Source organism: Inhella inkyongensis, assembly GCF_005952805.1.
Classification (GTDB): domain Bacteria; phylum Pseudomonadota; class Gammaproteobacteria; order Burkholderiales; family Burkholderiaceae_C; genus Inhella; species Inhella inkyongensis.
Genome location: NZ_CP040709.1, coordinates 3,178,339 through 3,192,221, shown reverse-complemented (window position 1 = coordinate 3,192,221; position 13,883 = coordinate 3,178,339). Strand labels below are relative to the sequence as shown.

Annotated in this window: 12 protein-coding genes; 10 read left to right on the top strand and 2 right to left on the bottom strand. The window is 66.8% G+C overall.

Annotated features, from left to right (window positions below; all coding sequences use genetic code 11):
• The 10 genes from FF090_RS15060 (at position 1) to FF090_RS15015 (ending at position 11,261) form a co-directional block, all read left to right on the top strand.
• On the top strand, positions 1 to 1,740 hold the full coding sequence (locus tag FF090_RS15060; RefSeq protein ID WP_138857500.1) for a Mur ligase family protein: 1,740 nt from the start codon (positions 1 to 3) through the stop codon (positions 1,738 to 1,740).
• Entirely contained in the window at positions 1,737 to 2,975 is a 1,239-nt protein-coding gene (ftsW, locus tag FF090_RS15055) for a putative lipid II flippase FtsW (protein WP_138857499.1), read from the top strand. Before FF090_RS15060 ends, ftsW begins: the two co-directional genes overlap by 4 nt.
• A 94-nt stretch (positions 2,976 to 3,069) precedes the next feature.
• Complete coding sequence (gene murG, locus FF090_RS15050; RefSeq protein ID WP_138857498.1) at positions 3,070 to 4,158, top strand: undecaprenyldiphospho-muramoylpentapeptide beta-N-acetylglucosaminyltransferase; 1,089 nt, start codon at positions 3,070 to 3,072, stop codon at positions 4,156 to 4,158.
• 82 nt (positions 4,159 to 4,240) lie between these two features.
• Positions 4,241 to 5,644: a UDP-N-acetylmuramate--L-alanine ligase gene (gene murC / locus FF090_RS15045; protein ID WP_138857497.1), complete on the top strand. Its 1,404-nt coding sequence runs from the start codon at positions 4,241 to 4,243 to the stop codon at positions 5,642 to 5,644.
• Positions 5,645 to 5,648: 4 nt separating this feature from the next.
• Positions 5,649 to 6,620 (top strand): D-alanine--D-alanine ligase, encoded by a 972-nt coding sequence (locus tag FF090_RS15040; RefSeq protein WP_138857496.1) that lies wholly within the window; start codon positions 5,649 to 5,651, stop codon positions 6,618 to 6,620.
• Between the two features lie 5 nt (positions 6,621 to 6,625).
• A complete protein-coding gene (locus FF090_RS15035; protein ID WP_138857495.1) occupies positions 6,626 to 7,441 on the top strand; it encodes a cell division protein FtsQ/DivIB in 816 nt (271 codons plus the stop codon).
• Entirely contained in the window at positions 7,442 to 8,671 is a 1,230-nt protein-coding gene (ftsA, locus tag FF090_RS15030) for a cell division protein FtsA (RefSeq protein ID WP_138857494.1), read from the top strand. It abuts the gene before it with no gap.
• Between the two features lie 95 nt (positions 8,672 to 8,766).
• A complete protein-coding gene (gene ftsZ / locus FF090_RS15025) occupies positions 8,767 to 10,005 on the top strand; it encodes a cell division protein FtsZ (protein ID WP_138857493.1) in 1,239 nt (412 codons plus the stop codon).
• A gap of 138 nt (positions 10,006 to 10,143) precedes the next feature.
• On the top strand, positions 10,144 to 11,079 hold the full coding sequence (gene lpxC, locus FF090_RS15020) for a UDP-3-O-acyl-N-acetylglucosamine deacetylase (protein WP_138857492.1): 936 nt from the start codon (positions 10,144 to 10,146) through the stop codon (positions 11,077 to 11,079).
• Positions 11,079 to 11,261: a hypothetical protein gene (locus FF090_RS15015; RefSeq protein WP_310732975.1), complete on the top strand. Its 183-nt coding sequence runs from the start codon at positions 11,079 to 11,081 to the stop codon at positions 11,259 to 11,261. The genes lpxC and FF090_RS15015 overlap by 1 nt, the downstream gene beginning before the upstream one ends.
• Positions 11,262 to 11,268: 7 nt before the next feature.
• Here FF090_RS15015 and FF090_RS15010 read toward each other — a convergent pair whose 3' ends face one another.
• Together FF090_RS15010 and FF090_RS15005 are read right to left on the bottom strand one after the other, a co-directional pair.
• The gene (locus tag FF090_RS15010) at positions 11,269 to 12,567 is read right to left on the bottom strand and encodes a sensor histidine kinase (protein WP_138857491.1); all 1,299 of its coding nucleotides are present in this window, start codon (positions 12,565 to 12,567) and stop codon (positions 11,269 to 11,271) included.
• Complete coding sequence (locus FF090_RS15005; RefSeq protein ID WP_138857490.1) at positions 12,564 to 13,883, bottom strand: sigma-54-dependent transcriptional regulator; 1,320 nt, start codon at positions 13,881 to 13,883, stop codon at positions 12,564 to 12,566. Before FF090_RS15005 ends, FF090_RS15010 begins: the two co-directional genes overlap by 4 nt.

Sequence of the window (13,883 nt, the reverse complement as noted above, 5' to 3'; positions counted from 1 at the left end):
ATGCTCAATCTGCTGCGCGACGAATCGGTGCTGGTGCTGGGTCTGGGCGACTCCGGCCTGGCCATGGCTGCCTGGGCCCATTGGCAGGGCGCGGCACGCGTCCAGGTCTGGGACTCGCGCGACCACGCACCGCAGGACGCCGCCCTGCGCACCTTTGTACCCAAGGCCGAGCGGCTGCAGGGTGAATTGCAGCTGACGGCCCTAGACGGCGTGAGCCGGGTGCTCAAGAGCCCTGGCCTGGCGCCGCTTGATGTGCGCATCGCGCCGCTGCTGGCGGCCGCGCGCGAACGCGGGGTGGCGCTGCAGGGTGAACTCGATCTGTTTGCCCAAGCCCTGGCTGCGCTGAAGAGCGAGTGGCAATACGCGCCCCATGTGCTGGCCATCACCGGCACCAATGGCAAGACCACCACCACCTCGCTGACGGGCCAGCTCTGCGCGGCCGCCGGCCTGCGCGTGGCGGTTGCTGGCAATATCGGCCCGACCCTGCTGGACACCCTGAGCCAGGCCCTGCGCACGCAAGGGCACGCCAAGGTCGCTGAGCAGGCACAGCAGCTGGATCTGGTCATGCCCGAAGAGCAGCCCGACGCCCCGGCCGAAGACGACGGGGTGTCGATGGAGCAGTTGGATGAGCTGTTGGAGCAGGCCGAGCTGCCCATCCAGCCCCCGCCGCCGCGCGCGCCGGAGTACGAGCACCTGCCCCAGGTCTGGGTGCTGGAGCTCTCCAGCTTCCAGCTCGACGGGGTGCGGGACTTCGAGCCCAGCGCAGCGGTGGTGCTCAACATCACGCAGGACCATCTGGACTGGCATGGCGACATGCAGGCCTATGCCGCGGCCAAGGGTCGCATCTATGGCAGCCAGGCGCTGATGGTCATCAACCGCGATGACGCCTTGGTGGAGGGCCTGGTGCCCACCGCCCCGCCGCCGCCGGTGGGCGCGCGCGGCAAGCCGCTGAAGGTGAGCGTGAAGTGGACGCCGCGCAGTGTCTGCCGCTTTGGCTTGAATGCCCCGCAGGCGCCCGGTGATTTCGGGCTGATCGAGGAAGCCGGCGTGGCCTGGTTGGTGCGCGCGCTGCCCTTGGATGAAACGCCCAGCCTGCGCAAGAAGCGCGGCGCGGCCCAGGCCGAGGAGGAGCTGCAGATCCAGCGCCTGATGCCGGCCGACGCCTTGCGCATCCGGGGGCGCCACAACAGCGCCAATGCGCTGGCCGCCTTGGCCCTGGCCACCGAGATTGGCTGTCCGCTCGCCCCCATGCTGCATGCGCTGCGCGATTACCAGGGCGAGCCGCACCGTGTGGAGTGGGTGCTGACTCTGGACGGCGTGGACTTTGTGGACGACAGCAAGGGCACCAATGTGGGCGCGACCGTCGCGGCCATTGCGGGCCTGGGCGCTGACAGGGAAGGCGCCAAGCTCTGCCTGGTTTTGGGTGGCGACGGCAAAGGCCAAGACTTCAGCCCCTTACGCGAACCCATCCTGCGCCATGCGCGCAGCGTCGCCCTCATCGGCAAGGATGCCGAGGAACTGGCGGCCCTGTTGCAGGGCGGTTCTCTGAGCGTTGGGCGCTTTGCCAGCCTGGAGGAGGCCACGCGTTGGTCCTACGCCCAGGCCCAGGGCGGTGACACCGTGCTGCTCAGCCCGGCCTGTGCCTCGCTGGACATGTTCCGCAACTACGCCCACCGTGCCGAGGTCTTTGTGGCCGCCGCGCAAGAGTTGGTGGCCGAGCGGGGAGGGCTGGCACTGTGAACTTCGCTGGCCTGTGGACCAAGCTGCGTGGCGCCGGTGGCGAGGGCCTGACCCTGCCGGTGCGCGATGGCGTGCCCATCCACAGCACCCAGGTGTCGCGTGCGCATGGCTTCGATCTGCTCTTGGTCTGGGTGGTGATCTGTCTCTTGTGCCTGGGTTTGGTGATGGTCTATTCGGCCAGCATCGCGCTGCCGGACAGCCCCAAGTTTGCGCGCTACGAGTCCACCCACTTCCTGGTGCGGCATCTGCGCGCCATTGGCGTGGGCTTGGTCTGCGCTCTGCTGTGCACCCAGATCCCTTTGCGCGTGTGGGAACGTGCCGCACCCTGGATGGCGATGGGCGCCATCGTGCTCTTGATCCTGGTGCTGATCCCCGGCATCGGCAAGGTGGTGAATGGCGCGCGGCGCTGGATTCCGCTGGGACTGATGGACTTCCAGCCCTCGGAGTTCGCCAAGATCGCGATTGCCATGTACGGCGCCAGCTACATGGTGCGCAAGATGGACCTGCGCGAGAACTTCTGGAAGGCCGTCTGGCCCATGCTGGCCACGGTGGGCCTGCTGGGTGTGCTCTTGCTGGCCGAGCCCGATATGGGTGCCTTCATGGTGATCGCCGCCATCGCCATTGGCGTGCTGTTCCTGGGCGGCGTGAACGGCCGCATGTTCAGCCTGGTGCTGCTGGTGTTGATCGGCGCCTTCGTGCTGATGATCAGCTTCAGCGAGTTCCGCCGCGAACGCATCTTTGCCTACCTGAACCCCTGGGACGAGAAGTACGCCGCCGGCAAGGCCTATCAGCTGACCCATAGCCTGATCGCCTTCGGCCGCGGTGAGTGGTTCGGTCAGGGTGTGGGCGGCTCGCTGGAAAAGCTGCACTACTTGCCCGAGGCGCATACCGACTTTCTGTTGGCCGTGATCGGCGAGGAACTCGGTCTGGTTGGCGTGGCCCTGGTGATCTTTGCCTTCTTCTGGCTGACACGCCGTGTGGTGCAGATCGGCCGCCAGGCCATCGCGCTGGACCGCGTGTTCGCCGGCCTCTATGCCCAGGGCGTGGGCATCTGGATGGGCGGTCAGGCCTTCATCAACATCGGGGTGAACCTGGGCGCCTTGCCGACCAAGGGGCTGACCTTGCCCTTGCTGTCGTTTGGCGGCTCGGCGGTACTGATGAACCTGATTGCCTTGGCGGTGGTGTTGAGAGTGGATCTGGAAAACCGCCAACTCATGCGCGGAGGCCGCGCATGAGCAGCTTGCGCAGCAAGGTGCGGACGGGTGTGGCCCGGACGGCGAGCGGTTTCGGCGCCAGCCAGAACAGGCAACTCATGCGCGGAGGCCGCGCATGAGCCGTAAGCATCTCGTCATCATGGCCGCCGGCACCGGCGGCCACATCATCCCGGGGCTGGCACTTGCGGCCGAGATCAAGGCTCGGGGCTGGACGGTCAGCTGGCTGGGCACCCAGACCGGCATGGAAAACCAGCTGGTGCCCAAGGCGGGCATCGAGCTCGACCGAATCGCCTTCAGCGGCCTGCGTGGCAAGAACATGGTGCAGACCCTGCTGGGTGGCCTGCGCCTGCTCAAGGCGTTCTGGGATTGCCGCGCCATCCTGAAAAGGCGCAAGGCCGACGCCGTGCTGGGCATGGGAGGCTATGTCTGCTTCCCTGGCGGGATGATGGCTTCCTGGCTGAACAAGCCGCTAGTGCTGGTGAATGCCGACGCTGGCCTGTTGCTCTCCAACAAGGCCTTGCTGCCCCTGGCCGACCGCGTTGCCTTTGGCTTTGACGGCAGCGCGGTGCGCGGCCTGCAAAACGGCTTGGTCACGGGCAACCCGGTGCGTGCGGCGATCGAATGCCTGGACCCCCCGGCCCAGCGCTATGCCGGGCGCACTGGCCCTTTGCGCGTGCTGGTGGTGGGCGGCTCGCTGGGTGCGCGAGCGCTCAACCAAGCCCTGCCAGCCGCACTGGCCCTGCTGGAGCCGGCGCAGCGGCCGCACCTCTTGCACCAGACCGGCAATGCCAACCTGGCCGAGGTGCAGGCCGACTACGACGAGCGCGGCATTAAGGTGGACGTACGCCCCTTCATCGATGACATGGCGGGCGAACTGGCCGCCGCCGATCTGGTGATTTGCCGTGCCGGCGCCATCACGGTCAGCGAGTTGTGCGCCGCCGGCGTGGCGGCGGTGCTGGTGCCCCTGGTGGTGAGCACCACCGCGCACCAGCGCGACAACGCCGAGCACTTGGCCGGCTTGCAGGCCGCCATCCACCTGCCGCAGGCCGAGGCCACGCCCGAGCGCGTGGCCCAACTGCTGCGTGAACTCACGCGCGAGCGCTGCCTGCAACTGGCGCAGGCCGCCCGCGCTCAACACCGGGCCGGCGCGGCACAGCGCGTGGCCGATCAGATTGAGGCCCTGGTGGCCAAGGAGAACCGCTGATGAAACACGCGGTCAAGACCATCCACTTTGTCGCGCATGGGGCATGCCGCCGAAGCGGTTTGCTGACTTCGGGGAGCCGCGCATGAAACATGCGGTCAAGCACATCCACTTCGTCGGCGTCGGCGGCGCGGGCATGTCCGGCATCGCCGAGATCCTGCACAACCTGGGCTTCACGGTCAGCGGCAGCGACGCCCATGCCAGTGCGGTGACGGAGCGCCTGGCCGGCCTGGGCCTGAAAGTCTTCATCGGCCACGCGGCCGAGCAGATCGCGGGCGCGCAGGCCGTGGTCACCTCCACAGCCGTCAAGGCCGACAACCCCGAGGTGCTGGCCGCCCGCGCTGCCCGGGTGCCGGTGGTGCCGCGTGCGGTGATGCTGGCGGAGCTGATGCGCCTGAAGTCCGGCATCGCCATCGCCGGCACGCACGGCAAGACCACCACGACTTCGCTGGTGACGTCCATCCTGGTCGAGGCGGGCATGGACCCGACCTTCGTGATCGGTGGCCTGCTCAATGCGGCCGGGGCCAACTCGGCCTTGGGCAAGGGTGACTTCATCGTGGTCGAGGCCGACGAGAGCGATGCCTCCTTCCTGAACCTGAGCCCGGTGCTCTCGGTCGTGACCAATATCGACCAGGACCACATGGACACCTATGGGCACTCGGTGGAGCGCCTGCACCAGGCCTTCGTCGACTTCCTGCACCGCATGCCCTTCTATGGCGCAGCCGTGGTCTGCGGCGACGACCCCGGTGTGGCCGCCATCGTCGGCCGCATTGAGCGCCCGCTGGTGCGCTATGGCCTGAGCGAGGACTGCCAGGTGCGTGCGGTGGACGTACAGGCCCTGGCCGGGGGGCAGATGCGCTTCACCTGCCAGCGCCGCAACGGGGTGCAGATGCCCGACCTGCAGGTCACCTTGAACCTGCCCGGTGAACACAATGTGCGCAATGCCTTGGCCGCCATTGCCATTGCGACCGAACTGGAACTGGACGACGCGGCGATTGCCCGCGCCCTGGCCAAGTTCGAGGGTGTGGGCCGGCGCTTCCAGCGCCGCGGCCAGTGGCCTGCCCGCGACGGCGGCGAGTTCCTTTTGATCGACGACTACGGCCACCATCCGGTGGAGATGGCGGCGGTGCTGTCGGCTGCGCGCGGCGCCTTCCCGGGCCAGCGCATCGTGCTCGCCTTTCAGCCCCATCGCTACACCCGCACGCGCGATTGCTTCGAAGACTTCGTGCACGTGATGGGCCAGGCCGACGCGGTGCTGCTGACCGAGGTCTACAGCGCCGGCGAGGCGCCCATTCCGGCCGCCGACGGCCGTGCGCTGGCACGCGCACTGCGCCTGGGCGGCAAGGAGCCGCTCTTCGTCCCCGAGGTGGCCGACATGCCCGCCGCGCTGGCCGCCATGACGCAGGCCGGCGACGTGGTCATCGGCATGGGCGCGGGTTCGATGAACAGCCTGCCTGGCCGCGTGGCCGAACACTTTTCCAAAAACTGATTTCATGAGCTTCGATCTGTCCTCCATCGATGTGAAAGCCCTGGGCAAGGTGGCCGTGCTGTTTGGCGGCAGCAGCGCCGAGCGCCCGGTGTCCCTGATGAGCGGCAGCGGTGTGCTGGCCGCCCTGCAGGCTGTGGGCGTCGATGCCCATGCCTTCGATCCGGCCGAGCGCGCACTGCAAGACTTGAAGACCGAGGGCTTTGCCCGCGCCTTCATCGCCTTGCACGGACGCGGTGGTGAGGACGGCACCCTGCAAGGCGCCCTGGAGTGCTTGGGCCTGCCTTACACCGGCTCGGGCGTCACGGCCTCGGCGGTGGCCATGGACAAGACCATGACCAAGCGCATCTGGCTGGCCGAAGGCCTCTCCACCCCGCGCCATCTGGCCTTGAGCCGCGCTGAACTCACGCGCGAGCGCGTGCGCACCATCCCCGACGAACTGGGCCTGCCCGTCATGGTCAAGCCGCCGCACGAGGGCAGCTCGATCGGCATCAGCAAGGCCAAGGGCTATTCGGAAATGCAGGGCGCGGTGGAACTGGCACTGGGCTTCGACGACGAGTTGCTGTTCGAGGAATGCATCGAAGGCCCCGAGCTCACTTGCGCGGTGCTGGGTGACGGGGCGCTGGCGCAGGCCCTGCCCGTGGTCGAGATCCGCGCGGTCGGTGGCGACTACAACTACGAAAACAAGTACATCACCGACAGCACCGAATACCTGTTTGGCACCCTGCCGGCCGCGCTGGAAGCACAGATCCAGGCCGAGGTGCTGAAGGCCTACCGCCTGCTGGGCTGCCGCGGCTGGGGCCGGGCCGACATCATGCTGCGCAAGTCCGACATGAAGCCCTTCCTGCTGGAGATGAACACCAGCCCGGGCATGACCAGTCATTCCTTGGTGCCCAAGGCCGCCGCCCAGGTGGGCCTGGCCTATCCGCAGCTCTGTCTGTGGTTGCTCGCGCAAGCCCGTTTGGACAAGAAGGCCTGACTTTCATGGCTGACGCCGCCTCCATCGACAGCCTGCCCAGCGACATCCGCTGGATGAAGCTGGCCGCGCCTGTGTTGGCGGGGCTGGCCGTGCTGTTGATGCTGACGGCCGGGGCGCTGTGGCTGGCCAAGCGTCCGGTGTTTGAGTGGCGCCAGATTCGCATCGAGGGCGATGTCGAGCGCAACAGCCTGGCAACCCTGCGGGCCAATGCCATGCCGCATCTGGAGGGCAACTTCCTGAGCATGAATTTGGCGCGCGCGCGGGCTGCCTTTGAAGCCGCCCCCTGGGTGCGCCGCGCCACCGTGCAACGCGTGTGGCCGGGTCAGCTGCGGGTGGTGCTGGAAGAACACCGCGCCGTAGCGCTGTGGGACGGCCGGGGCGATTGGGGCGAGCCGGCTCCCGAGCGCGCCTTGCTGAACAGCCACGGCGAGGTTTTTCAGGCCAATCTGGGTGATGTGGAAGACGACGGCCTGCCGCAGTTCTCCGGGCCGCATGGCAGTGCGCCCACAGTGATGCGTCTGTGGCAGCAACTTCAAGGCCCCAGCCAAAGCCTGGGCGAGACCGTGGTCAAGCTGGAGCTCTCGGGTCGCGGCAGCTGGCGCCTGGCTTGGGAGAGCGGGGCCCAGATCGAGCTCGGACGTGGCAGCGAAGACGAGTTGCTGGCGCGCTACCGACAGTTTTTGCCCCATGCGCTGGCCGTGGCCAAGCGTTTCCAAACCACAGTGGCTTCGGCCGATTTACGCCATACCGACGGTTATGCCCTGCGCTTGGCGGGTATCGGCACCACCCCAGTCAATCAAAAAACCAAGAGGAAACCCTAGATGGCCAAGGAATACAAAGATCTGGTGGTCGGCCTGGATATTGGTACGTCCAAGATCATGGCCGTGGTCGGAGAGGTGATGCCGGGCGGCGAATTGCGCTTGGCGGGCTTGGGGCTGGCGCCATCCCACGGTTTGAAGCGCGGGGTGGTGGTGAACATCGACGCCACGGTGCAGGCGATTCAGCAGGCGCTGAAAGAAGCCGAAATGATGGCAGATTGCAAAATCACCCGGGTTTTCACGGGGATCACTGGCAGCCATATTCGCGGGCAAAACTCTACCGGCATGGTCATCGTGCGTGACAAAGAAGTCACACCGGTGGATGTGGCGCGGGTGGTGGAAACCGCCAAGGCCATCAATATCCCGAATGATCAGCGCCTGCTGCTGGTGGAGCCGCAGGAGTTTGTGATCGATGGCCACGAGGTCAAAGAACCCATTGGAATGAGCGGTGGGCGCCTGGAGGTCAAGGTGCATATCGTGACCGGGGCTCAATCGGCGGCGGAAAACATCATCAAGTGCGTGCGCCGCTGTGGTCTGGAAGTTGAGCAGTTGGTGCTCAATCCCAGCGCGAGCAGTTTGGCCGCGCTCACCGCCGACGAGCGGGAATTGGGCGTGGCGCTGGTCGACATTGGGGCCGGCACCACCGATGTGGCGATCTTCACCGGCGGCTCCATCCGTCATACCGCCGTCATTCCGATCGCAGGTGACCTCATCACCTCCGATATCGCGATGGCCCTGCGCACCCCGACCAAGGATGCTGAGGAAATCAAGGTGGAGTTTGGGGTGGCCAAGCAAATGCTGGCCGACCCCCAGGCCCAATTGGAAGTGCCGGGTTTGGGTGATCGGGCGCCGCGGATGCTTTCAAAACAAGCACTTGCAGGGGTTATTGAACCCCGTGTCGAAGAAATCTTTGCGCTCGTGCATCAAGTCATTCGTGAGTCCGGGTACGAAGAGTTACTCAGTTCCGGCATCGTGTTGGCGGGTGGCTCAGCAGTCATGCCGGGGATGATCGAATTGGCTGAGGACATGTTCCTCAAACCCGTTCGACGCGGCAACCCGACGTATAGCGGGGCACTTTTCGACATGGTGGCCAATCCGCGTTCCAGCACGGTCATGGGTTTGCTGGAAGAGGCCCGCCTGGCCCGCACCCGAGGTTTTAAGGCGGCGCAGCAGGCGGGCTCCATGAAAACCCTGATGCATCGCTTCAAGGACTGGTTTGCCGGGACTTTCTGAGGCAGTTTTTTTAATAGATCCCCTTAAAAAGAGGGTATCTAGTCTAGATTTTTAGCAGTTTGCGCGTGACAATCGCGCGGTTCACGGAGGTAGGTATGGCCATCGAAATGATCGAAGAGTTCAACCAAGGTACGCGCATCAAGGTCATCGGCGTGGGGGGCGGCGGCGGCAATGCCGTTGACCACATGATTGACCAGCACGTGCAGGGCGTCGAATTCATTGCTGCCAATACCGATGCGCAGGCGCTCAATCAAAGCCGCGCGGACCACGTGATCCAGCTCGGCCGCAGCGGCTTGGGCGCCGGCGCCATCCCCGAGCGCGGCAAGGAAGCCGCGCACGAAGCCGAAGATCGGCTGCGTGAAGTGCTGGACGGCACCGACCTGCTCTTCATCACGGCCGGCATGGGCGGCGGCACCGGCACCGGCGCGGCGCCGGTGATCGCCAAGGTGGCCAAGGACATGGGCATCTTGACGGTGGGTGTCGTGACCCGCCCCTTCGACTTCGAGGGTTCGCGCCGCAACAAGCAGGCCGAGAGCGGCCTGGCGGAGCTCGAAGCCAATGTCGACTCCCTGATCGTGGTGTTGAACGACCGCCTGCTGGATGTGCTGGGCGACGACGCCACGCAGGAGCAGGCCTTCGCCTTTGGCAACGATGTGCTGAAGAACGCCGTGGGCGGCATCTCGGATGTGATTCATTTGCCCGGCCTGGTGAACCTGGACTTCCAGGACGTGCGCACGGTGATGCAAGAGCCGGGCAAGGCCTTGATGGGCACGGCCCAGGCCGGCGGCCCGGACCGCGCCACCAAGGCCGCTGAGCAGGCCATGGCCTGCCCGCTGCTGGACGGCATCAACCTGACCGGTGCGCGCGGCGTGCTGGTGCTGATTGCCGCCTCGCGCAACACCTTCAAGCTGGCCGAGTCCCGTGCTGCCATGAACGCCATCAAGCGTCTGGCCCACGAAGATGCCCATGTCATCTACGGCACCGCCTACGACGACAGCCTGGGTGACCAGCTGCGCGTGACGGTGATCGCCACCGGCCTGAGCGGCGGTCAGCAGCAACGTGAGCGTGTGGCTGAGCGCCCGCCGATGACCGTGATCCGTACCGGCACCGACAACCTGCCCATCCTGACCCAGGCGGTGGCCAGCACGGCCATGGGCGCCCAGGCTGCCGCACAGACCACGATGGGCGTGGGCACCCCGGCGGGTGATTTCGGCCAGCGCGACATGCCGAGCGTCTGGCGCTTTGGCCGCGCCGCGCAGAAGGTCGATGCCTTGTCGGCCTCGGGCCTGGACGACATCGAGATTCCCGCTTTCCTGCGCCGCCAGGCCGATTGAGGGCTGGGTCGGTGGGCCGGGTTGGGGTGCGGGACGCTTGCAAGGTCCGACATCCCCTTCGAGGGCTATCGCTGAAATAGTCAGGGCTCACGCCACAGGCGTGGGCCCTTCTGTCTTGAGGCCGCGACAATCCCGCCCATGCTGGCTCAAAGAACCATTCAATCCATCACCCGCGCCGTCGGCGTGGGCATCCACAGCGGTCGCAAGGTCGAATTGGTGCTGCGCCCGGCGCCGGTGAATACCGGCCTGGTGTTTCGCCGCACCGATCTGGCCCAGCCGGTCGAGATTCCGGTGAATCCGCAGGCCGTGTGCGACACCCGCATGGCCACCACCATCAGCCCGGGTGGCGATCCCGGCGCCCCCAAGGTGCAGACCATCGAGCACCTGCTCAGCGCCTGTGCTGGATTGGGGCTGGACAACCTTTACATCGACATCAGCGCCGACGAGGTGCCCATCCTGGATGGTTCGGCGGCCAGCTTTGTTTATTTGCTGCAGTCGGCGGGCTTGCAAGAGCAGAGCTTCCCCAAGCGCTTCTTGCGCGTGAAGAAGACGGTGGAGGTTCGGCGAGGCGAAGGCAAGCGTCTGATGTGGGCGCGTCTGCAACCCCTGCACGGCTACACCCTGACCTTCGAGATCGAGTTCGACAACCCCGCCGTGGCCGCCACCGGCAGCCACTACACCTTCGACATGGGCTCCGGCGCCTATAAGAAGGAAATTGCCCGCGCCCGGACCTTTGGCATGACCAGCGACATCGAGCTGATGCGCTCGCGCGGCCTGACCCTGGGCGGCAATATGGACAACGCCATCGTCGTCGACGACTACAAGGTCCTGAACGCCGAGGGCCTGCGCTATGACGACGAGTTCGTGAAGCACAAGATCCTTGATGCCATCGGCGACATGCAGGTGGCCGGGCACCCCTTGCTGGCGGCCTACACCAGCTTCAAGGGCGGTCATGCCCTGAACAACGAGCTGCTGCGTGCCTTGCTGGCCGATCCCGAGGCCTGGGAAATCGTCGAGTTTCACCACGCCAAAGATGCGCCGGCCGGCTTTGCCGAGTTGCCGCCGGCTTGGTGATGATGATTCTTTTTCGCGTCGTCTTCGGCCTGCTGCTGCTGGTTTCGCTGGGCTGCTTTGTCATGGCCCTGGTCAAGCGCCAGCCGCGCTGGCAGCGCCTGGGGGTCAGCCTCCTGAAGTGGACTTTGATCGCTGCGGCTGGTTTCTTTTTCGTGCTGGCATTGGAGCGATTGCTCGGCTGAGCGTCGTTCAAACCTGCAGCGGTAGGCTCAGGGTCGCACGCAAGCCGCCCTGCGCGCGCCGCCGCAGGCTCAAGCGTCCGCCATGGGCCTCGGCGATCTCGCGCGCCAGGGCCAGGCCCAGGCCGGTGCCGCCGCGCTTGGTGGAATAGAAGGGCAGTAGGGCCTGGGCCAGCACGGCGTCGCTGGCGCCCGGGCCGCGGTCGGCCACGCTGAGCTGCCATTCGCCCTGCTGTTCGCGGATGCTCAGCTCCACGGCCTCGGACGGCCCGCCGGCCTCATGGGCGTTTTTGAGCAGATTGAGCAGGGCCTGCTCGAGTTGGGCGGCGTCGGCGTGGCCGGGGCGCTCCGGCAAGGCGCCCGCCAGGCGCAGCGGCTGCAGCAGGGCCAGGCGTTGCACCAGGGCGGCCCAGTCCAGCGGCGCGGGCTGCGGTGATGGCAATTTGGCGAACTGGGCGTAGCCGCTCAGAAAACTGTGCAGATGGCGAGCCCGTTCGCCGATGCGCTCAAAGACCTGGGCGATGTCGCTCTGAGCCGCGCGTTCGCTCAAGGTGGCGCCGCTGTGGGCCAACGAGGAGATGGGAGCCAGCGAATTGTTCAGCTCGTGGCTGAGCACGCGCAGCACGCGCTTCCAGCTCTGGACTTCCTGGCGTGCCAGCTCCTGGCTCAAGGGGCGCAGCAGCAGCAGGCGGTGCGCCTGTCCCTGCAGGTTCAGGGCGCGCTGCGAGAGCAGCCAATGGCCTTCCTCCACGGGCACCAAACCATCCCGCCCCATCTGGCCCTCGCGCAGAAGGGCGGCCAACTCGGCCGGGGCGCGTGATACGAGGGTCTCCCAGTCCAGCCCTTGCAGCCGTCGGCCCTCGGCCAGCAGGGTACGTGCGGCCAAGTTGTCCAGGGCCACGCGGCCTTGGGCATCCAGCAGCAGCAGGGCCACTGGAGTGTGCTGCACCAGGGTGTCGAGCAGCAACTCGCGCTGCGCAAGTTGCTGGCGCTGCTGCTGGATGGCGCGAGACAGCTCCTGGTGCGAAAGGGCGAGCGCTCGAAGCTCGGCGGGCTGGTCCGGGGCGCCCATGCGGGCGCTGAAGTCGCCCTCGCGCCAGCTTTGCACCAGGCTGTCCAGCGCAGCCAGCAGCTGGCGCAGGGGCTCCAACAAACGGCCCAGGGTCCAGGCCAAGGGCAGGGCCAGCAGGGCCGCCGCCGCCAGGCCTGCGGCCAAGGGATTGAACCAGCGCAGCAGCAATTGCTGCAGGCCCAGCAGTGCGAGGGCGCCGGCCAGCAGCAAGAGCCCAAGCAGGGTGCTCAGTCTCATAGCCCGTGGTGGTGCAGGCGGCGGTACACGGCCTGGCGCGAGAGACCGAACTGCGCCGCCACGCGACTGATGTTGCCGCCCGCGGCCTGCAGCGCGGCTTGCAGCACGGGGCGGCTGGGTTCGTCCAGATTGCGCGCTTCGATGGGGGCCGCGCCCAGGGCCAGATGCTCGGTTTGGATGGGGTGCTCCTGGGCCAGCAACAGGGCCCGTTCCATGCAGTGGCGCAGCTCCCGCACATTGCCCGGCCAGGGATGTTGGCGCAGGCGTTCGCGCGCACCTTCGCTGAGGACGCCGCGGCCGCCCAGGAACTGCTCGGCCAGGGGCTCGATGTCCTCCACCCGTTCGGCCAAGGGCGCCAGGCGCAACTCAATGCCATTGAGCCGGTAGTACAAGTCCTCGCGGAACTGCCCGGTGCGAATCTGGGCCGGCAGATCGGCATTGGTGGCGCTGATCAGGCGCACATCGGCGCGCTGCAGCTTGGCCGAGCCCAGGCGCTGGAATTCGCCGGTTTCCAGCACCCGCAGCAGCTTGGCCTGGCCGGAGAGTGGCAGGTTGCCGATCTCGTCCAGAAACAGAGTCCCGCCGTCGGCCGATTCGATATGGCCGATGCGCGCCTTCTGCGCTCCGGTGTAGGCACCGGCTTCGGCGCCGAAGAGTTCAGCCTCGATCAGCTCGGAAGGCAGGGCACCGCAGTTCAGTGCCACCAGCGGGCGGCCAGCCCGGGGCGAATTGGCGTGCAGCAGTTGGGCGATGCGTTCTTTGCCGCTGCCGTTGGGCCCGGTGATCAGGGTGGGCAGGGTGGAGCGCGCCACGGGGGCCGCCAGCTCCAGCAGGCTCAGCATGGCCGGGGACTCGGCCACCAGGCCGTCCAGCTGCAACTGCTGCTGCAGGCGTTCGCGCCGTTGCCGCTGCTGGCGCGCCTGTTCGCGCAGCCGGCCCTGGGCTTCACCGAGTTCCAGCAGGTTTTGCACGGTGGCCAAGAGCTTGCTGTCGTCCCAGGGCTTGCCCAGGTAGTCGGCCGCCCCGGCCTTGACCAGTTCGACCGCGCGCTCCAGCTGCGTCCAGGCGGTCAGCAGGATGATGGGCAGATCGGGGGCGCGCGCCCGGATCTGCTGGAACAGGGCCACGCCCTCAGCGCCGCTGGTGGTGTCGGCGCTGAAGTTCATGTCTTGGATCACCAGATCGGCGCGCGCCAGCTGTTTCAAACCCTGCTCCGGCGAGCCGGCGCTGAGGGTGGTGATGCCGTGCAGCGAGAACATCAGCTGCAGGGCGGCGCAGACATCGGGGTTGTCGTCAATGACCAGAAGCGTGGGCAT

Bases quoted from the DNA above. Each gene is read 5' to 3' on its own strand.
- FF090_RS15060 (WP_138857500.1), top strand. From the start codon at position 1: ATGCTCAATCTGCTGCGCGACGAATCGGTGCTGGTGCTGGGTCTGGGC.
- murG (WP_138857498.1), top strand. From the start codon at position 3,070: ATGAGCCGTAAGCATCTCGTCATCATGGCCGCCGGCACCGGCGGCCAC.
- murC (WP_138857497.1), top strand. From the start codon at position 4,241: ATGAAACATGCGGTCAAGCACATCCACTTCGTCGGCGTCGGCGGCGCG.
- FF090_RS15040 (WP_138857496.1), top strand. From the start codon at position 5,649: ATGAGCTTCGATCTGTCCTCCATCGATGTGAAAGCCCTGGGCAAGGTG.
- FF090_RS15035 (WP_138857495.1), top strand. From the start codon at position 6,626: ATGGCTGACGCCGCCTCCATCGACAGCCTGCCCAGCGACATCCGCTGG.
- ftsA (WP_138857494.1), top strand. From the start codon at position 7,442: ATGGCCAAGGAATACAAAGATCTGGTGGTCGGCCTGGATATTGGTACG.
- ftsZ (WP_138857493.1), top strand. From the start codon at position 8,767: ATGGCCATCGAAATGATCGAAGAGTTCAACCAAGGTACGCGCATCAAG.
- lpxC (WP_138857492.1), top strand. From the start codon at position 10,144: ATGCTGGCTCAAAGAACCATTCAATCCATCACCCGCGCCGTCGGCGTG.
- FF090_RS15015 (WP_310732975.1), top strand. From the start codon at position 11,079: ATGATGATTCTTTTTCGCGTCGTCTTCGGCCTGCTGCTGCTGGTTTCG.
- FF090_RS15010 (WP_138857491.1), bottom strand. From the start codon at position 12,567: ATGAGACTGAGCACCCTGCTTGGGCTCTTGCTGCTGGCCGGCGCCCTC.
- FF090_RS15005 (WP_138857490.1), bottom strand. From the start codon at position 13,883: ATGCCCACGCTTCTGGTCATTGACGACAACCCCGATGTCTGCGCCGCC.